General features: G+C 58.4%; 17 protein-coding genes and 1 pseudogene. 6 read left to right on the top strand and 12 right to left on the bottom strand.

All coding sequences use genetic code 11. From position 1 onward, the window contains the following. The 12 genes and pseudogenes from AWB78_RS38435 to AWB78_RS38380 all read right to left on the bottom strand — a co-directional run. Positions 1-558, bottom strand: a pseudogene (locus AWB78_RS38435) (ATP-grasp domain-containing protein); the annotation flags it as partial. 121 nt (positions 559-679) lie between these two features. Next, entirely contained in the window at positions 680-2,227 is a 1,548-nt protein-coding gene (locus AWB78_RS38430) for a 3-hydroxyacyl-CoA dehydrogenase (protein ID WP_062611951.1), read from the bottom strand. 101 nt (positions 2,228-2,328) lie between these two features. After that, complete coding sequence (locus AWB78_RS38425) at positions 2,329-3,318, bottom strand: NADPH:quinone oxidoreductase family protein (RefSeq protein ID WP_062611950.1); 990 nt, start codon at positions 3,316-3,318, stop codon at positions 2,329-2,331. Between the two features lie 4 nt (positions 3,319-3,322). After that, positions 3,323-4,441 (bottom strand): CaiB/BaiF CoA transferase family protein, encoded by a 1,119-nt coding sequence (locus tag AWB78_RS38420; RefSeq protein ID WP_062611949.1) that lies wholly within the window; start codon positions 4,439-4,441, stop codon positions 3,323-3,325. Next, entirely contained in the window at positions 4,438-5,094 is a 657-nt protein-coding gene (locus tag AWB78_RS38415; RefSeq protein WP_062611948.1) for a 3-hydroxyacyl-CoA dehydrogenase family protein, read from the bottom strand. Before AWB78_RS38415 ends, AWB78_RS38420 begins: the two co-directional genes overlap by 4 nt. 3 nt (positions 5,095-5,097) lie before the next feature. Then, positions 5,098-5,973 (bottom strand): 3-hydroxyacyl-CoA dehydrogenase family protein, encoded by an 876-nt coding sequence (locus AWB78_RS38410; RefSeq protein ID WP_062611947.1) that lies wholly within the window; start codon positions 5,971-5,973, stop codon positions 5,098-5,100. Between the two features lie 12 nt (positions 5,974-5,985). After that, on the bottom strand, positions 5,986-7,152 hold the full coding sequence (locus AWB78_RS38405) for an acyl-CoA dehydrogenase family protein (protein ID WP_062611946.1): 1,167 nt from the start codon (positions 7,150-7,152) through the stop codon (positions 5,986-5,988). Between the two features lie 14 nt (positions 7,153-7,166). Beyond that, positions 7,167-7,922, bottom strand: a complete 756-nt coding sequence (locus AWB78_RS38400) for an SDR family NAD(P)-dependent oxidoreductase (RefSeq protein WP_062611945.1) — start codon at positions 7,920-7,922, stop codon at positions 7,167-7,169. Next, complete coding sequence (locus AWB78_RS38395) at positions 7,915-8,685, bottom strand: enoyl-CoA hydratase/isomerase family protein (RefSeq protein WP_062611944.1); 771 nt, start codon at positions 8,683-8,685, stop codon at positions 7,915-7,917. The genes AWB78_RS38400 and AWB78_RS38395 overlap by 8 nt, the downstream gene beginning before the upstream one ends. Before the next feature lie 2 nt (positions 8,686-8,687). Next, entirely contained in the window at positions 8,688-10,370 is a 1,683-nt protein-coding gene (locus AWB78_RS38390; RefSeq protein WP_062611943.1) for a class I adenylate-forming enzyme family protein, read from the bottom strand. Between the two features lie 13 nt (positions 10,371-10,383). Further along, entirely contained in the window at positions 10,384-11,163 is a 780-nt protein-coding gene (locus tag AWB78_RS38385; protein WP_062611942.1) for an enoyl-CoA hydratase-related protein, read from the bottom strand. A 14-nt stretch (positions 11,164-11,177) separates the two neighbouring features. Further along, a complete protein-coding gene (locus AWB78_RS38380; protein ID WP_062611941.1) occupies positions 11,178-12,407 on the bottom strand; it encodes a CaiB/BaiF CoA transferase family protein in 1,230 nt (409 codons plus the stop codon). 259 nt (positions 12,408-12,666) lie between these two features. Between AWB78_RS38380 and AWB78_RS38375 the strand changes: the two genes are divergently transcribed. From AWB78_RS38375 to AWB78_RS44355, 6 genes are all read left to right on the top strand, one after another. After that, positions 12,667-14,334: a sigma-54 interaction domain-containing protein gene (locus tag AWB78_RS38375; RefSeq protein WP_062611940.1), complete on the top strand. Its 1,668-nt coding sequence runs from the start codon at positions 12,667-12,669 to the stop codon at positions 14,332-14,334. Between the two features lie 385 nt (positions 14,335-14,719). After that, positions 14,720-16,078: an MFS transporter gene (locus AWB78_RS38370; RefSeq protein ID WP_082883587.1), complete on the top strand. Its 1,359-nt coding sequence runs from the start codon at positions 14,720-14,722 to the stop codon at positions 16,076-16,078. A 23-nt stretch (positions 16,079-16,101) separates the two neighbouring features. Continuing rightward, positions 16,102-16,728 (top strand): hypothetical protein, encoded by a 627-nt coding sequence (locus AWB78_RS38365; protein WP_062611938.1) that lies wholly within the window; start codon positions 16,102-16,104, stop codon positions 16,726-16,728. A gap of 2 nt (positions 16,729-16,730) precedes the next feature. After that, complete coding sequence (locus AWB78_RS38360) at positions 16,731-17,171, top strand: type II 3-dehydroquinate dehydratase (RefSeq protein ID WP_232478047.1); 441 nt, start codon at positions 16,731-16,733, stop codon at positions 17,169-17,171. Further along, positions 17,168-17,863 (top strand): SDR family NAD(P)-dependent oxidoreductase, encoded by a 696-nt coding sequence (locus AWB78_RS38355; RefSeq protein ID WP_062611936.1) that lies wholly within the window; start codon positions 17,168-17,170, stop codon positions 17,861-17,863. Before AWB78_RS38360 ends, AWB78_RS38355 begins: the two co-directional genes overlap by 4 nt. Positions 17,864-17,917: 54 nt before the next feature. Beyond that, positions 17,918-18,176, top strand: a 259-nt coding sequence (locus tag AWB78_RS44355; protein ID WP_157697769.1) for a transposase, incomplete at its 3' end; no start/stop codon positions are given.

The raw sequence follows: 18,176 nt of genomic DNA, 5'->3' as shown, positions 1-18,176 counted from the left end.
TCGAAGAACGCCTTGTACAGGCCTTGCAGGATCGCGCGCGCTTGCGGGATCGATGCATCGGGAATGCCGATCTTGCGTGCGAGGTCATCGGCGTCTGCGTCTTGCAGGCCGGTCGACGGCTCGACGGCGAACTTGTGCAGCAGTTCGGGCGTCTTTTCCGCGACTTCTTCGATGTCCATGCCGCCTTCGCTCGACGCCATCACGACGATCTTCTGCGAAACGCGATCGAGGACGAGGCCGACGTACAGTTCCTTCTTGATGTCCGCGCCTTCTTCGATCAGGAGGCGATTCACCTTCTGGCCTTCCGGGCCGGTCCGGTGCGTGACGAGCTGCATGCCGAGGATCTGGTTCGCGTATTCGCGGACCTGCTCGATCGACTTCGCGACCTTCACGCCACCGCCCTTACCACGGCCGCCGGCGTGAATCTGCGCCTTGACGACCCAAACCGGGCCGCCCAGCTCTTCCGCGGCCTTGACCGCATCATCCACCGAGAACACGGGTTTGCCGCGCGGGACCGCGGCGCCGAATTTCCTTACCCTGGTACTCGTGAATCTTCATGAGTGTTTCTCTCTATACGGTGTTGCGAGTACTTTCAATCACCGGTGGCCACCAGAAGCTCGTGGCCATCAGGTTGGTGAACAAAACTGGGACTAGGCCGTGTGCACTTGTCAATAAACTGCTAGCGTGCGCGAGCCTCCTCCGTTAGGAGTGACACGCCCAACCCCGCGCGTCGCCACAGCCAGGGACTCGGCCGATAACGAGGATCACCCGTAAGGTGCTCCATGTTGCGCAGAATTTCGAGGATCAGATCTGAACCGATGGAATCGCCCATCGAGAGTGGACCTTGCGGATATCCAAGTCCCAGCTTCACCGCGACGTCGATGTCTGGGGTAGTGGCAATGCGCTGCTGAGCAATGTCGCACGCAATGTTGACGATGGCGCAAATGATTCGCTGTGCAACAAAACCCGGGGAATCAGCGATTACAGTTACGGGGATTCCGTCGCTCGAGAACAGCCCAACTGCGGTCTCAATCGTGCGCTCGGTAGTGACCGGCGTTGTCATAATCGTCCGACGCTTGTTTGTGCCGACGGGCAGCAAGGTATCGATGGCTACGACGCGATGCGCATCCAAACCTTGATCGATCGCAGACGTGGTCGCGTCCGTGCCGAGAGGCGTTACGACGATTAGAGCTTCGTCCGACGGCTCTGAGCCTCGCTCTGTCTCGACGCCGATTGAGGCGAGGAGGGCGCTTACCATCGCATGACCACGCGGATTCGCTGTGCTCACCCACACGCTTTTGGGCTTCTTGCCAGACCGCTTCACTGGTGCAGGCGCGACCTTCTTCCCTTCAGCGTATCGGTAGAATCCTTCGCCGGATTTGCGTCCCAGCAATCCGCCAACGGCGCGCACTGCCGTGATGGGGGAGGGGCGAAACCTAGCTTCATCGTAAAACTGGCGGTAGATTGATTCCATCACCGGATGCGAGACGTCCAGTCCGGTCAAGTCCAAAAGCTCGAACGGCCCCATGCGGAAGCCGGCCTGTTCGCGCATGATATCGTCGATGTCGGAAAAGGCGGCAACCCCTTCTTGTGCAACCTTGAGACCTTCGATGTTCATTCCTCGGCCAGCATGATTCACGACGAAGCCAGGCATGTCTTTGCAGCGTACAGGTGTATGGCCGAGGTGTTTCGACAGCTCCATCAAGGCATCGCCGGCCCACGATTCACTCAAGACGCCGTCGATGACTTCGACCACCTTCATAAGTGGAACGGGGTTGAAGAAGTGGTACCCGACGACGCGTTGCGGCCGTTTCGCGACCGCCCCAATGGCGGTGATCGAGAGTGATGACGAATTGGATGCGATGATCGCGTCTTCGGAAACAATTGTTTCCAGCTTCTCGATGAGTTCGCGCTTCGCATCGAGCCGTTCGACGATTGCCTCGACGACCAGGTCGCAGGACCTCAAGTCTTCAAGCGTACTGCATGTGTGTACGCGTGAGAGCGCTGCATCGGCGTCAGCGTCGGTCATCTTTCCTTTAGTCGCCAGTATGCGCCAAACGTCTCGAAGTTGCTTCCGGGCGGCTTCGCAGGCCTCGGGTTGTGTATCGGAAAGCCAAACTTTCAGTCCGGCTTGTGCGCAAATCTGCGCTATGCCCCGGCCCATTGCGCCGGCGCCGACGATACCGACCTGCGTGATCGGTGCACGCGTCTGAGTGATCGTTTCCATGAGTCCATCTGTGTAGTGATTGAGGACGCGCGTAGCGTTTCCGCATGCGCAAATGTGAAGGGCGCCGCATAACGGCGCCCTGTAGCGAGCAGATCGAGAGACTAGTCGACGGTAAGAACGTACTTGCCTGAGACTTGGCCCGAAGCAAGCCGCGTTAAGGCCTCGCCGGCGCGATCCAATGGAAGCGCTCCAGCAATCTGAGGCTTGATTGCGCCCTGATCGTAGAGACGGAAGATGTCCTGCTGCACGCTGTCGACCTTCTCAGGCTGCCGCTCGCGATAGTCGCTCCATTGCAGCCCGCTCACGCCGATATTTTTGACCAGCAGGTAGTTCACTTTGACTTCAGGGATCCGGCCCGCAGCAAACCCAATGATCACTGCGCGCCCGCACCACGCCATTGCACGTAGGGACGCGTCGAAAGCATCACCGCCGAGTGTGTCGAGAAGGACATCAGCCCCGTGCCCCGCGGTCGCCGCACGCACTTGTTCGCGCACTGCGTCACGTAGACCCGGCACACTCAGGTCAATGATGGCGTCGGCGCCCATGTCGCGGAGGAAACGTGCTTGCTCGTCGCTATTGACTGCGGCGAGCGCTGTTCCCCCGAGACCTTTGACCAACTGCACCGCCGCGGAGCCGACGCCACCCGCCGCACCCGTCACGAGTACCTTCTCTCCCGACTTGAATCCGCCCCGCTCGACGAGCGCAAAGTATGCGGTCTGGTAGACCAGTCCCATCGCCGCAGCGTCTGTGAAGGACATCGAATCCGGAAGTTTGAAACACGACCGTTGATGCGCGCTCACTAGTTCCGCGTACGCGCCATATTCCAGTTGGGCGACCACGCGATCGCCCGGGCGTACACGCGTGACGTTCTTACCGACCGCTCGCACGACGCCAGCAGCATCCTTGCCAGGCGCGAAAGGACGTTCGGGCAAGATTTGGTACTTTCCTTGAACGACCAGCAAATCGGGATAGTTGACGGCAGCCGCCCGCACTTCGATCAGCACGTTGTTGTCGCCGACCGCTGGGTCTGGAAGGTCGCCGACCGACAATTGCTCGGGCGTCTTGAATGCGTCGATAACGATGGCTTTCATGAAGTTAGGCTCGGTTATCCAGGAGTTGGTTATGCTCGCCGAGCGCCGGCGAGAGCTGCTCCGTCGTGCTCAGGCGGAACCTGTCATCGACCGGCACAGGCAATGCGGGGAGCGTGGCACCGGAAGCGGTACTCACCGTCCGACCGAACAGCCCACGGGCGGCAAAGTGCGGGTCGCGCGTAGCTTCTTCCAAGCTCACGACTCGGCTCACACAGACATCGTGGCCTGCAAAGCGGTCCTGCCAATGCGCGGCCGTGTGCTGGGCGATTGCATGACCGACGGCCTCGATCGCTGCGGGCGGCTGCATGCGGCTCAACGTTTCCACGCTGAGCCCGATGAGGGAAACGAAGTTATTCCAAAACTTGTCTTCAATGGGCGCAGCTGCAAGGAATTGGCCGTCCGACGTCCGATAGATGCGGTACCTCGGTGAGCCACCCGTCACCAAATCCGAAGCGGGTTTTGGCCACTGACCCTGCGCACCACTGCCAAGCCCCCAGTACTGAAAGGCGAACAGGTTGTCCGCCATCGACACATCGAGGTGGCAACCTTTGCCGGTCTGATCACGTTGACGCAATGCGAGCAGAATATTGATCATCGCGGGATAGGCACCGCCCGCGATATCGGCGATCAGCGCTGGCGGCAAGCCGGGACTTCCGTCGGCGCCTGCGGTAAGCGACAACATGCCTGCGGCGGCCACGTAGTTGAGATCATGCGCGGCTTCTGTCGAGCGCGGGCCGTTCTGGCCGAACCCTGTGATCGAGCAGTACACGAGTCGAGGATTGATCTTCGCCAGCGCTTCGTAGCCTAGGCCGAGACGGTCCATGACACCGGGACGGAATTGCTCGACCACGACGTCTGCCTCCGCGATGAAGGGCGTCAGGGCAAGGAGGGCACCTGGCAACTTGAGGTCGATTGCGATCGACTTCTTGCCACGATTGAGCAAAACGAAGTTCGCGGAGTCGTCACCTGCTTTCGGCTCGTACGAACGCATTTCGTCTCCGCGTTGAGGCCGCTCAAACTTGATGACTTCCGCGCCTGCCTCGGCAAGCAACAGCGAACAAAGCGGGCCCGGCAAAAGGGTGCTGAAATCTAGGACTTTTACGCCGGTGAGAGGCTGAGTCATTGTGCGCCTCGCGAGTTGCGTTCCGCCGCCACCCGTGCTCGGCGAGCCGGAGCATACGGCTCCTGCCCGAGTGCCTCGTAGAGCGCTTGGGTGATCTTGAAATGCTCCGCCAACCCGGTACGCTCAAGCAGTGAGATCGGTCCTTCCGGATAGCCGAGCCCCAAGCAGAGAGTTTTGTCCATGTCGGCGGCGCTGGCTAGCTTTTCGTCCAAGCGGCGCAGTGCGGCATTGAAGTACGGCCTGATGAGTCGGTCGACGATGCGGCCCGGGAAGTCCTGGCAAACGGCCACTTTGAGCCCGGCCGATTCGAACGCAGCCTTCGCTGCTTCGACCGCTTCAGGTTTGGTCCCAGGCTGTCTCACCAATTCGACGAGCGCGCTTGGTTCAGCGTCGCCCAGTTTGAAGCGCGCGAAGCCGACTACGTTTGAACCCTCAAGCCCGCTTTGTTCACCTGTGTGATGGCCGAGGCATTCGGTACCAAGTTCGATGGCGATGAACTTGCGCGCATCGTGCCCTGATCCTTCTGCAAATGCGCGACCTGCGTCGGCACCAACATAGACCACACTGTCGGCCTGCGCCGCAGCTTGCTCAATGAATGCATGCGAGCGGGGAAAAGACCGGCTGTCGCCTGACTGAACGATTTCGTATTGCATGCTTCAAGCTCCAAACATTTTGGTATCGCCGTAGACATGGAAGCCGCGGCCCGTCTTCTTGCCAAGGTGTTTTGCTGCGATCATCCGGCGCACGAGCGGTGGACAAGCGGCCCGTGGCTCGTTCGTCAACCCATGCATTGCTTCGCAGAGCAGCTTCTGGGTGTCCATCCCGATGAGATCGAGCAGTTGAAGCGGTCCCATTGGATAGCCCAGTGCCGTTTTGATCGCGAGGTCGATGTCGGCGGCTTCGGCCACCCCTTGCTCGACGAGACGAATTGCGTCGTTGTTGAAGGGAATCAGGAAGTAGTTGAGGATGAATCCGGGCGTGTCCTGGGTCGCAACAGGCTTTTGTCCCATCGCCTCGGCGAAAGCCCAAGCGCGCTCAAATGACTCTTTCGACGTCTCGAGTCCCGGCGACATTTCAATGAGCTTCATCAGCTGAGCTGGCAGGCAGAAATGCATACCGACGAAGCGGTCGGCGCGCCCCGAGCCACCTGCGATTTCGGTGATGGAAATCGTTGATGTGTTCGACGCGAACAGCGTGTTCTCAGGACATACCGCGTTCAGCTTCGCGAACAGCTGATGCTTTGCCGATAGATCTTCGAAGATTGCTTCGATGACAATGTCGCATTCCGCAAGCTTTTCGATCTGGGTCGTGCCGCTCCAGCGATCCATGCTCGCCGCGGCTGCACCTGGAGAGAGCTTGCCTTTTTCCTCCGACTTCTTGAGGAAGGCCTCTGTCTGACCTTTGGCGCGATCGAGCGCGTCTTGCCGTGCGTCGAATACGATTGTCCTAAAGCCAGCGCGTGCGGCAACGATGGCGATGCCCGCTCCCATAGTTCCCGCGCCGGCCACGCCGACGGTCCGGATGTCGTTCATGTCTCTCTCTCCTTATTTCTTGAGGAAGCTGCGGCCGATTAGCTGACGATGCACCTGATTGGTCCCTTCCCAGATTTGCGTGATCTTGGCGTCGCGCATTAGCCGCTCGACCCGATAGTCGTTGCAATAGCCGTAGCCGCCGAAAAGCTGCACGGCATCAGTCGTAATACGCATCGCGGCGTCGCTAGCGCGTTGCTTAAGCACGGAGGCTTCGACTCCGAAATCGCGCCCGCCCGCATCGACGAATTCTGCGATCCGCCAGAGAAGTGACTCACACAACATGAGTTCCGACGCCATGTCGGCTAACATGAACTGAATGCCTTGAAATTCAAGGATGCGCTTCCCCGACTGACGACGTTCATTGATATAGTCGGTCGCGTCCTCGAAAGCGCCCCGCGCGATTCCAAGGGCGTGCGCCGCGATGCTCGGGCGCGAGCGATTGAGCGAGCCGAACAGGATGCGCAGGCCGTCGCCAGGATTGCCGATGAGGTTCGCGCGGGGCACTCGGCAGCCGTCGAAAGCGAGTGACGCCGTACTGGAAGCTCGCGTGCCCATCTTGTGTTCGGTTCCCAGCACCCGCAGTCCATCTGTGCCTTTTTCCAGTACGAGCACGGAGATCGCTGACTTAGCATCGTCGATTTCCGACCACTTCCCGAAGAGCAGGTAGAGGTCGGCTACGTCCCCGTTCGTAATAAACGTTTTGCCGCCATTGATAATGATGTCATCGCCGTCGGGCGTGACCGTCGTACGCATGCCAGTCGCGTCCGATCCAGCTGACGGTTCCGTGATTGCGAGTGACGCTAGTCCGCCTTCAGCGATGCGCGGAAGTAAGCGGCTCTTTTGTTCTTCGTTACCGTACTCGACGAGGGGCTTGATGGCGTGGAAGTTTGTCGCCCAGATAATGCCCGTCGACGCGCATGCTTTCGAAAGCTCTCGCACACATGCCAAGTAACAGAGGTACGAGAGTTGCGCGCCCCCGTATTCCTCGGGGATGAACATCGCGTTGAGCCCCAACTCGTTAATCGCGCGTACGTTTTCCCATGGGAATTCGCCAGTTCGATCAAATTCTGCCGCGCGCGGCGCGATTTGCCTACGACAGAGCTCGCTCACACTGTCAAGCAGCATGCGTTCGTCTTCCGAGAATTGCAGGCTCGCGTCAAGCCTTTCTAAGATATTCATGAGTTCATCCTTCGTCAGAGTGCCATGCCTTGACCGCCGTCGACATAAAGAGTCTCGCCAGTCAAGAAAGACCGAGGCAGTTGGAACAGCATCGCCGCGAGGCGACCGATGTCCTCGGTCTTGCCTGGCCCACCGGCTGGAATTCGCTTTTTGAGGAAGGCCTGCAACGCTCCTTCGTTCAGTTCTTCACGGTTCAGGTCGGTTTCAATGTAACCAGGCGCGATGTTCACGACACGGATTCCATCTCTCGCCCATTCCACGGCGAGACAGCGCGACATCGCACCGACTGCGGCCTTGGATGCGCAGTACGCGAGGTTACCTTTAACGCCGAGCTTGTCATAGAAAGACCCAATATTGACGATAAGCGCGGAGCCGCTTTCGCGCAGATGCGGATAGGCGGCTTGGCTCATAAGTAGCACGGACGTTGCGTTGGTCGTCATGACACGCTCGTAGTCGGCGAGGGCGAACGTAGCGGACGGTCCTTGCAAATGCACGCCCGCGTTGTTGACAAGACCAACGATAGGTTGGCCAAGCTTCTTCGACAAACCTGAGAAGACCTCGTGCACCGAGGCGGAATCGGTGATATCGCAACGCACGCCAGTCAACCGCTTGCTAGCGGCGTCATCGAGCGCCGATGCGTCAGGCAAGTCGCCCGAGCGCGACAGGCACGCGACATGAAAGCCGAGTTTCGCGAGCTCGATCGAAATCGATGCGCCAATGCCGCGGCTACCGCCTGTCACAACAACCGCACCGTTCATGAGATCAGCCATCCTTGAACTCCGGAGTACGTTTTTCGATGAAGGCCCGCATACCTTCAGCCGCGTCAGCGGTTCGGTATGCGAGCGTTGAAAGATCGGCCTCGATGTCGAGGCCTTCGGCTAGCGTGGTCGCCATCCCCCGCTGCACTGCCTCGCGCGCAAAGAGTGACGCGCACTTGCTGTAGCCGATGAATTCCGCCATGAACGACTTGCCCAGCTCAACCGGGTCCCCCGCCTGAACGATACGGTTCACGAGCCCCCAGCGCTCTGCTTCCGTGGCATCTATGGTTCGGCCGGACATCACCATCTCGTTGGCGCGTGCTTCGCCGATTAGCCGCGGGAGACGCTGGGTCCCGCCGTATCCAGGAATAAGGCCGAGCTTGATTTCAGGCAGACCCATGCGCGCCTTCTCCGTGGCGATGCGGAAAGTACAGGCCATCGCAAGCTCGAGGCCGCCACCGAAAGCGTAGCCATGCAGGACGGCGACCGATGGGATCGGCAGGGCGGCGAGCTTAGCGAAGGTACGTTGTCCAAGTTGCGCGCCGCGTCGCTGCGACATCAGATCGCGGTCCATCAATTCCTTGATGTCGGCACCAGCACAAAAGGACTTGAGCCCAGCACCGGTGACGATCAGGGCTCGGGCATCGGAATTCGCGACTCGGTCAAGCGCATCGGCCAGCGCTTCGATCATCGCGAACTGCAGGGCATTTAGTGCCTCAGGACGATTGAGCGTCACAAGTGCGTAGGGCCCGGAGAATGTGAGTTCGATCGACACTTTTAAGCTCCCACAATCGTTGGCGCCTTGTAGCGCACCGGAATCGGCTTCAGTTCCCCGCGCACTGTCATCTCCATCAGTTCGCGTTTCACAATCTTTCCGCTCGCCGTAAGTGGGAATCGGTCGAGCAGGACGTAATACTCGGGCATGTCGTACTTAGAGAGGCCGTTTCCTGCCAGATGCTCGAGAATCTCGTCTGCTTCAAGTTGCTCGCCCTCGCCCACGATGACCGCCAAGCAGACCTTCTCTCCGAGGCGCTCATCGCGCACGGGGTAAGCTGCGGCGCGTTCAACCAGCGGATGCCGCATGGCAAGTTCTTCGATGTGTGCCGGGTGGATATTGTGACCACCACGAATGATGAGATCTTTCTTGCGGCCGACGATGACCACGCAGCCGTTCTCGTCAAGAACGCCAAGGTCTCCGCTCATGAACCAGCCATGAACGTTGAACGATGTTTCGGTGGCGACTTGATTGCTAAAGTACCCGAGCATCAGAAGGCCACCGCGTCCACCGATCTCGCCGATTTCGCCCACTTCGGCTTCGACATCGGGGTTGTCCTGCTTCCACAACTTAACCTCGTACCCGCGGCATGCGCGGCCGCACGTTGCGACAATGGTGTCTTGCGTGTCGCAGGGGTATGTGTAGTTATGCGAGCCGTTTTCCGTCATGCCGTAGACGTTTTGAGGCGTGATGCCAAGACTGACGAACTTCTGAGCCACTTCCCGAGGAATCGGCGCACCCGCCATGTAGAAAGTCCGGACGTCGCCCAGCGAGCGCATGTTTCGTTCTCGCAGTGCCTGAAGAATGTCCATGGCATGGGTGGGCACACCCATCACGTATGTCGCCCCCGTCTCTACAATCCAGTCGAGGGCGTGTTTGCCTTTGCCCAGATTTGTCATTACGAGTTCCAACCCGGCGACCAGCATCTGCTCAAGCGCGACCGTCGCGATGTGGTGGCTCATGGGGCTAAGGGTGAGCAGCGTGGTATCCGCGGTGTGGCCCCAGTCCTCCACTAGTGCGCGTCCATTAGCGAGCAGCGTGTTATCGCTGTGCATGACGCCCTTCGGCAAACCCGTTGTGCCAGACGTGAATGCGAGGTAGACGATCTTGTCGGGGTTCAGGTCGGCCGGGGCAAGCGCCACGGGCGGCTGTCGGTCTGGGAAAGGTTCGACGCCTTGGGGCACCACCGCATCCGCAAACAGCGGATTGTTGAGCGTGAAAGTCGCGGTAAGTGTGGAGATGGCGGTAGCCCGCGTGAAGATTGAGTTCCGATCGGAGTCCGCGCCGTACCCGGGCATACAGAAGAGGGCTCGGCACTGAATGCGCTCGAGGAGTGCACCGATCTCATCGACCGTGTAGTTCTGATGCAGGGAAGGGCAGCATACGTAGCCATTACGCGAACAGGCAAGAAAGACGATCGTCGCCTGCACGACGTTAGGAAACCACACTGCTACACGGTCGCCGGGGCGAAGGCCTTTGCGATGAAGCGCTTCGGCGACGCTATCGGTCCATTCAACCACCTCGCGCCATGTCAGCCGCACGTCCGCATCCCGCAGCGCGCACGACGAGGGGCGCTCGCGTGAGTGACGTCGGGCGAGCGTATAGAGCGTGTCTTGCTGCCAAACGCCGGACAGATAGAAGTCGCGAGCATTTTGCGGATTGTGCAGAGTCAGGATGTTTTGCATGGTCGTCACCGTTTCAATGCCCGAATTTCGAGGGATCCGGTTTGCGGCGCTCGGCGAATGCCGAGGCGAGCTCGTCGTGCTCTTCCGAATTCAGGTATCCGCGTAGCAACAGATCGTGTGCCATGCGCGAGAGCCCGCTGACGCCGCCGTGGCGCGCCGTGAAGGCGCTCTTCAGCGATGCGAGAGCGAACGAGCCTCGCTCTGCAATCTCAAGGGCATACTGGCGCGTCGCCTCCTTGAGCTCAGCGTCGGCAACGACGCGATTGATGAGACCCATCTCAAGCGCTTCGCGGGCAGTGATTTTGGGGTTGCGGAACCAGATATCCTTTGCGCGCTTCTTGCCGACGATGTCTTCGAGATACCAGGTGCCATAGCCACCGTCGAAACTGCCAACCATCGGCCCGACTTGGCGGAAGATCGCCGACTCTTTGGCAATGGTGAGATCACAGACCACTTGCAGGACGTTGCCGCCGCCGACGGCGAAGCCATTCACCGACGCAATGACGGGCTTTTGGAGTCGATCGATGCTCTCGTACATTTCCAGCGTAGGCAGCACACCGGCGTACAGCGTGGAATCCTCCATACCGTCCTTGCGCCCGCCAGTGCAGAAGAACTTGTCACCGGCCCCGGTGATCACGATGACCCTGGTCCGTGTCTCACGGCGAATCTCGTTAATGCAGTCGCGGATTTCGTGGCACATGGTTTCCGTGAACATGTTGCCGTCGTCCGGGCGATTCAGCGTGATTGTCCCGATGGGGCCGTCCTCTTCGTAGAGGATTTCCGTGTACGTCATGATGTCTCCTGTTATTAGACGATTTCCGAATCGATGAGGCCCGCGATGCATGTCGCGGACATCGCCAGGCGTTCGCTAAGGATTCGCTCCGTGTCCTGCCCAAGTGCTGGCGGAGCGCTGCGATATACCGTGCTGCTTTCGTTGAAGCGGATTCCCAGTCCAACTTGCGGAATCGGTCCGCGAACACCCGGGCTTCTGAAGAACATGCCTTCTTCTCGCAAGGGGACGTCGTTGACCAGTTGTTCGATGCTGTTTATCGGGCCGGAGGGGATGCGATGTTCGGCGAACAGCGCGAGCCAATGCGCCCGCGGATGCCCAATCAGGAGCTCCGAGATCGCGCTGACAATGCGGTCCCGTGCTTCCCTGCGCTTCGTGTTAGTCTCGAAACCGGCTTGCTTGCCGAAGTCTTCGCGTCCAATGGCCCGCCAGAAGCGGTGCCAGATAGCGTCGTTGCCTAAGCCGAGCGTGAGCGGATGGTCGGCGGTATTAAAGACTTGATAGATTGCGATGACCGAGTCGGTACCCCCGGAGCGCCTCGGCGCTTCCCCAGAGCCCATAAAGGGAACAATCCTCGGCGCCATGAAGCGCGTTGCGGTAGCGACCATCGAGATGTCAATGTGCTTGCCCTCCCCGGTGCGTTGACGCTCAAAGAGTGCTGCGAGGGTGGCCATAGCGATGTCTTGCCCTGCCAGGAGGTCGGCAGCCGGCGTGCCGACTTTTTGAGGCGGCCGATCGGCCTGACCCGTCAGGTCCATGATTCCAGAATATCCCTCAGCGATCAGGTCGTAGCAGGGGAGGTCGGCTCTAGCGCCACGGAGCCCGAAGCCCGTTACGGACACGTGGATCAGCTTTGGGTGCACGAGGCGCAGCGTGTCGTAGTCCAACTGTAGCTTCTGCTGAATGCGCAAATTCGAGTTCACAACGACGACGTCTGATTGCTTGACGAGGTCGTGCGCGATCGCTCGGCCTTCGGGACGCGTCAGGTCAAGCGTCATGCTCAACTTATTCCGGTTCATGCTCAGGAACCAGAGCGACTCCTCGTCCAAGAACGGCGGGCCCCAACTGCGTATATCGTCGCCACCGTGGCGCCGCTCGATCTTGATCACCTCAGCGCCAAGATCGGCGAGCAGCAGGGTTCCATAGGGACCCGCCACAGAGGTCGTGAAGTCCAGCACGCGAACGCCCTGCAGGCACTTAAGCCCGGGGCCCGCATCAATCGTCGGAAGTGTATTCAAGACATCCATAGTCGTGAGCTCGGAATGAGTGAAGCGATAACTGCAAGGGTCGTGCCAATTTTTATGGCACAAAATTTGCAGAAAGCCTTCGAGCCCTGTTGTACTAGGTCTTCGAGCGATGAGAGTGGTCAAGTGCGGTCCATTGGCGCTCGCGAGTCGGTGTCTTCGAGTGTATTCGAGGCAGTCGAGTCAAGTTCTCGGAAAAGTGATTGTGTATTCGGCGTGTACACAATAGCATTTAGAAAAATCACGGATACGGTTGGAGACAATGAAGCGCGAATCGGAGGGAATCCTCGTGTTGGACGAGGAAGGGAAAGAGGTTTTTTCGAGTGGTCTGGGGCGCGATGGGCTGATCGCTGGTTCGTTGCGGCAACTGTGGGACAACCGGTACCGTGTTCCACTTAAGCGGGTTTCCGCGATCACAAACCTTGAGCGGCCCCTAACGGTCGCTTCAGTATCCACCGGGGACGGCGTGTGCTTCATGCTCTTCGCAAGCGAAGGCGCGGACGAGCTGAGCGAATTCCTCGCGAGCGTAGAGTCGGCGGAGGACATACTCCGGCATTTCATTACGGCGCCTTATGAGGCAATGGTCGTTGTCGACAAGAGCGGCAAGATCACCTACATGAGCCCGGTGCATGAGCGCTTCTTCGGGCTAAAACACGGCGAGGCCATTGGGCGTCATGTGACTACGGTCGTGAAGAACACCAACCTTCACGAGGTGGTGGCGACTGGCAAGGCTCAGGTCGGGCAGTTGCAGGAGATGAACGGCGTGATGCGGGTCGTTACTCGCGTGCCTATCTTCGATCGCAACAAGCGTGTGGTAGCCGCCATTGGGCAGGTCATGTTCAAGGGGCCCGAATCGATTCGCGAGTTGACCGCCGAACTCGCTCAGGTCAAGCAAGAGCGCGACTTCTACAAGCGTGAGCTTTCTGGGATCCGCAATCGGAGTTACGGCCTCGACCAAATTGTCGGGAGCAGCGACGCCGTGCGCCGGCTCAAGGAAGATATCCTGCGTGTCGCGCCCCTCGACGTACCGGTGCTCTTGGCAGGAGAGAGTGGGACGGGCAAGGAGATGGTTGCACATGCGATCCACCTTTTGAGCCCGCGCAATGACAAGCCTCTGGTCCTAGTAAATGCGGCCGCTATGCCGGCCAATCTTGTAGAAAGCGAATTGTTCGGTTACGAGCCAGGAGCCTTTACGGGCGCGGACCGGAAGGGGCGAAAGGGCAAGTTCGAGGCCGCCGACTCGGGCACGCTCTTTCTGGACGAGATCGGCGATATGCCAGTCGACATGCAGGTGAAGCTTCTGCGCATTCTGCAGGACGGTCACTTCGAGCGTATCGGAGGAGACCGAGCGCGGCACTCCGACTTTCGCTTGATTTCGGCGAGCAACCGCGACTTCAAAGACATGATCGGAAAGGGCGATTTTAGGCTCGACTTGTTCTACCGAATCAGCGCAGTGACATTGCGCTTACCGCCGTTGCGAGAACGCCTAGAAGACATTCCCGAATTAGCGGACACCTTTCTGGATGCGTTCGCACAACGTCACGCAGCGGCGAAGAAGGCGGTTAGCGATTCCGCGTTGCATTTCCTCGAGTCACGGGCGTGGCCGGGCAACATCCGCCAGTTGCAGCATGCCATTGAGAGGGCCGCTATTTTCTGTGACGGCAACGTCTTGTCCGTAGAGCATTTTGGCAGCCTTGAGGGGGCGGACCAAATGCTCGGCGGAGGTGAGACACGTGTTCCCCAAATGTCGGTCGATAAGACAAAGTCCTCAGACATGCGCGAGGCAAGGGAGCGCGTTGAATCTGAGTTGATTGTTGAGGCGATGAGGCGCACGGGCGGGAACAAAAAGCGTGTCGCAGAACAGTTGGGGATCTCCCGCTCGTACCTCTACAAGCGACTTAGCGAAATCGGTGACGCGTTCGGCAACTAGTCTCACACGCGGAGCCAGCCCGCTTCGTGGTACTGCGCGAACCCAGCTCGGTGCGGGCAACCCGCACGGTGCCGGCCACGCTGGATTCAGAAATTGCGAGAGAACGTCCTCCTGCGTTTTATGGCTTTTGTCGTCCGTATGTCTTCGACTGTTGTTGGCGAGAACACTTCTGTCGGCAACTCAAATGCCCGGCGGCCCGCTTTTTGGAATAATCTCCAATAAAAACAGTCGGTTGCATGCTTGGCCCAAATAATGCAGTAGTGTCTCCGTCGTGCCGCAGCACGATTGCGTGACTGCCCACCGCTTCTCAACGGTTTGCGATACGGACGGTATCCCCCGAAAGGGGCGCGCACCTAAGACCTACAACCCAAGTTTTGGGGGAGACATGACGACATCGCTTCAATCCACGGAAGGTACGCTCGCCTCGGACCGCGTCGCGGAAGATACGGAAGAGCAGAGAAAAGTAGTTGCTAAAGTTTTACGTAGGATTATGCCGCTGGCGCTGCTTGGCATTTTCGTCTCGTACATTGATCGTACAAATCTGGCCGTCGCGGGGCCAAGCATGGAACACGCTTTGGGCCTCACTCCAGCGATGTTCGGGATGGCCTCCAGTTTGTTTTTTATCGGCTATGTGCTCTTCGAAATCCCTTCGAACTTGCTACTGCAGCGACTCGGTGCGAAGTTCTGGATCGCGCGGATCATGGTGACATGGGGATTGATTTGCATGGCCATGTCCTTGGTCACAGGCGCAACCTCACTTTATATTCTGCGCTTCCTGCTCGGCATCGGCGAAGCGGGCTTTTATCCGGGCATTCTTTTTTACCTCGGTCTGTTCATTCCCGTTCGATACCTTGCGAAGGCTTATTCGATCTTTCAAATCGGCATCCCTTTCTCATTGGCCCTTGGAAGTGCGATGACTGCGGCATTACTGAACATGCACGGAGTTCTTGGCGTTGCTGACTGGCAATGGGTAATGATCATCGAGGGCGGGATGGCTGTCGTCATCGGTATCGTTACGTTCTTTGTGATGGCGAGCACTCCGGCGAAGGCGCGTTGGCTTTCTGAGCGTGAGCGAACAACGCTGACGGCTGCCATTCGACGTGACCGGAAACAAGGCGACGATGAAGCTCACGGTATGCAAGCGGTAGGCTCCGTCATCAAGACCCCGGCAGTTTGGTATTACGCACTGTTCTACATGATGTGTTTGATCGGCTTCTGGACAGTGACGTATTGGCTTCCGCAAATTATCAAACTCCGATTTTCCGTCTCAGCCACGCAAGCAGGAATGCTCTCTGCACTGCCATGGGTTGTATGTTTTTTCGCCTTGGCGCTCAGTTCCAAAATGACCGTCAGAGGAAGGGCTCGCGCGCCATTTATTGCCGTCATCCTTCTCATTTGCGCTGTTGGCCTCAGTCTTTCCGCTCTTGCGAGTAATCCAATCGTTGCATTCGCCGGCCTGTGCATGGCTGCATGCGTGCAAGTCGGCATGCCCATCTTTTATAGCTTCCCCGCGCAGCATTTCCCGGGCGCAAAAGGGGCTGTCGCGCTCGGGTTGGTTAACTCGATCGGCAACATTGGTGGATTCTTCGGGCCCTACATCCTTGGCGTTCTGCGCGAGACATTCCACTCTGACACAGTTGGACTTCTCTTCCTTTCAAGTACGTTCCTCATCTCGGCGTTACTCGCTCTTGGTTTGCCGCGTCAGTTGAGGAAATCCGAGTCGTACGTCGAGTTTGCTGAATGATCTGTTAATCCGTCAAAGCCAACATGAGCGGAATCTTAGCGATTTGGAACGACTGCACGGAAGGCCGCGAGGCGGCCTACGAGCACTGGTATCAGCATGAGCATCTCCCCGAACGTCTCGGCATCCCCGGGTTTCGTGTTGGGCGTCGGTATGAGGCGATCGATGCGCGGTTACGCTTCTTAACAGCGTACGAGGTCGATCATCTCGACGTCCTGGGATCAAAGGAATATCGGCAGCGTTTGGAGAATCCCACTGAGCAAACGACAGCCATCGTGAAGAATGGCTTCGTAAATATGTCGCGGACTGTGTGCGCGCGGTCGCAGATCCGCGGCGACATTCGCGGATCCATCGTTGTCACCGCGACGCTTCGGGAGGGAGACCCAACATCGTGGTTCGATTCACTCGAATCCAGTCGATATTTCTCGGATGGTGCGACTCATAGCGAGATCTGGCTCTCATCTGAAAACTCTGACGCGCGGACCAAAGAAGAATTGCTTAGAGGACGCGATGCGAAGATTGTGGCTTGCTTGTACCTCGAATATCTACGGAAGGAACCCGCGATCCAATCGGCGCAGGAACTCCGCCGCATTCACCCAAATGCCGATATAGGTGTATATCAACTGATGTGCTCTTTGACTCGGAGTGAATAATCTTGAAAGTATTGTTGATTCAGGGTGCCAACATGGAATATCTCGGGTTTCGGGAACCGAGTCTCTATGGAAGCACTACCGCCGCCGAGCTCGATCAAGTGTTGATGAAAGATGCTGCGGGGTTGGGCTTGCAGCTCGACATCATGTACACGAACGTCGAAGGCGAGGCGATCAGCGCGATATACCGTGCGGTCCGAGACAAGGTGGATGGCTTAGTGATGAATCCGGCTGGGTTTCTCTACGCAGGATACGCGCTGCGCGATTGTCTTAAGGCCGTCCCGATGCCATATATAGAAGTCCACATGACGAATATTGATGCACGGGGAATGCACTCCCTCACGGCGAGTACGAGCGTCGGAATGGTTACGGGCCTGGGCGTTGAGTCTTACCTACTTGCGCTCATAGCGATGAAATGGAAGCTTGAAGGTGGAGGAGGAAAATGACTGTCGACTCCAGAATAGCGCTCGTCACCGGCGCCGGTGCCGGAATCGGCGCTGCGATCGCAGACAGATTCGAGAGCAATGGCTGGACCGTTGTTCGTACAGACGTGACGATTGCTGATAGGAGGCATTCGCTGCGGTCAGATGTAAGCTCGGAGGGCGATTGGGATCGCGTCGCCGCTTATGTCGCCGAACACTTTGGCAGACTCGATGTTCTCGTGAACAACGCTGGAATTCTCAAGCTGGGATCGATCGAGGAGACAAGCCTGGCGGCCTGGAATCAGGTGATGGCCGTCAACCTCTCAGGGGTGTTTCTCGGGTGTCGCTCAATGTTGCCCATCCTGCGAAAAGGCGTCGCCGCTTCGATTCTGAACATGAGTTCAATTACGGCGCTGCGTGGAAGCGCAAATCAAAGCGCCTATTCCGCAAGTAAGGGCGGGGTTCTGGCGTTCACTCAAGCGCTCGCCATCGAATTGGCCGGAGAAGGCATTCGTGTTAACGCAATCTGCCCGGGGACCACGGAAACCCCAATGGTCAAGGATCTCATAGCAGCAAGATCGACGACGGGTGAAAACTCTGAACTACATCCACTTCGACGACTTGGTACGGTTGACGATCAAGCCGCAGCTGCCGCGTTTCTCTGCGGGCCGGAAGCAGGTTTCATCACAGGCGTTGCGCTTAGAACTTATCCGTAAATAAAGGTATACTTCGTTCCGAGCCGCAAGCGAGTGCGGCGTTGGAGCGAAGGCTTGACCAAGAAGCGAGTCGAATCGTGGGAGGTGACCGATGCTTTCTGGCAGCGGGTGGAGCCACTGATCCCGCAACGTGCGCCCTCACCAGAGAAACAGTACCTGCGCAGGCCGGGAGCGGGACGACCGCCGAAGCCGGCTCGCCAGGTGTTTGAAGCCATTGTGTATGTACTGCGCACGGGCTGCCAATGGAAGGCGTTGCCCAAAGAGCGTTTTGGTAGTGCCAGCGCCATCCACAAACGCTTTCTCGAATGGGAGG

It is taken from the genome of Caballeronia calidae (assembly GCF_900044055.2).
In the GTDB taxonomy this organism is placed as follows: domain Bacteria; phylum Pseudomonadota; class Gammaproteobacteria; order Burkholderiales; family Burkholderiaceae; genus Caballeronia; species Caballeronia calidae.
This window is presented reverse-complemented; position numbering and strand designations above follow the sequence as displayed.

What these genes read in the sequence shown, in the direction of transcription:
- AWB78_RS38430 (WP_062611951.1), bottom strand. Translation starts at nt 2,227, where the DNA reads ATGGAAACGATCACTCAGACGCGTGCACCGATCACGCAGGTCGGTATC.
- AWB78_RS38425 (WP_062611950.1), bottom strand. Translation starts at nt 3,318, where the DNA reads ATGAAAGCCATCGTTATCGACGCATTCAAGACGCCCGAGCAATTGTCG.
- AWB78_RS38420 (WP_062611949.1), bottom strand. Translation starts at nt 4,441, where the DNA reads ATGACTCAGCCTCTCACCGGCGTAAAAGTCCTAGATTTCAGCACCCTT.
- AWB78_RS38415 (WP_062611948.1), bottom strand. Translation starts at nt 5,094, where the DNA reads ATGCAATACGAAATCGTTCAGTCAGGCGACAGCCGGTCTTTTCCCCGC.
- AWB78_RS38410 (WP_062611947.1), bottom strand. Translation starts at nt 5,973, where the DNA reads ATGAACGACATCCGGACCGTCGGCGTGGCCGGCGCGGGAACTATGGGA.
- AWB78_RS38405 (WP_062611946.1), bottom strand. Translation starts at nt 7,152, where the DNA reads ATGAATATCTTAGAAAGGCTTGACGCGAGCCTGCAATTCTCGGAAGAC.
- AWB78_RS38400 (WP_062611945.1), bottom strand. Translation starts at nt 7,922, where the DNA reads ATGGCTGATCTCATGAACGGTGCGGTTGTTGTGACAGGCGGTAGCCGC.
- AWB78_RS38390 (WP_062611943.1), bottom strand. Translation starts at nt 10,370, where the DNA reads ATGCAAAACATCCTGACTCTGCACAATCCGCAAAATGCTCGCGACTTC.
- AWB78_RS38385 (WP_062611942.1), bottom strand. Translation starts at nt 11,163, where the DNA reads ATGACGTACACGGAAATCCTCTACGAAGAGGACGGCCCCATCGGGACA.
- AWB78_RS38380 (WP_062611941.1), bottom strand. Translation starts at nt 12,407, where the DNA reads ATGGATGTCTTGAATACACTTCCGACGATTGATGCGGGCCCCGGGCTT.
- AWB78_RS38375 (WP_062611940.1), top strand. Translation starts at nt 12,667, where the DNA reads ATGAAGCGCGAATCGGAGGGAATCCTCGTGTTGGACGAGGAAGGGAAA.
- AWB78_RS38370 (WP_082883587.1), top strand. Translation starts at nt 14,720, where the DNA reads ATGACGACATCGCTTCAATCCACGGAAGGTACGCTCGCCTCGGACCGC.
- AWB78_RS38365 (WP_062611938.1), top strand. Translation starts at nt 16,102, where the DNA reads ATGAGCGGAATCTTAGCGATTTGGAACGACTGCACGGAAGGCCGCGAG.
- AWB78_RS38355 (WP_062611936.1), top strand. Translation starts at nt 17,168, where the DNA reads ATGACTGTCGACTCCAGAATAGCGCTCGTCACCGGCGCCGGTGCCGGA.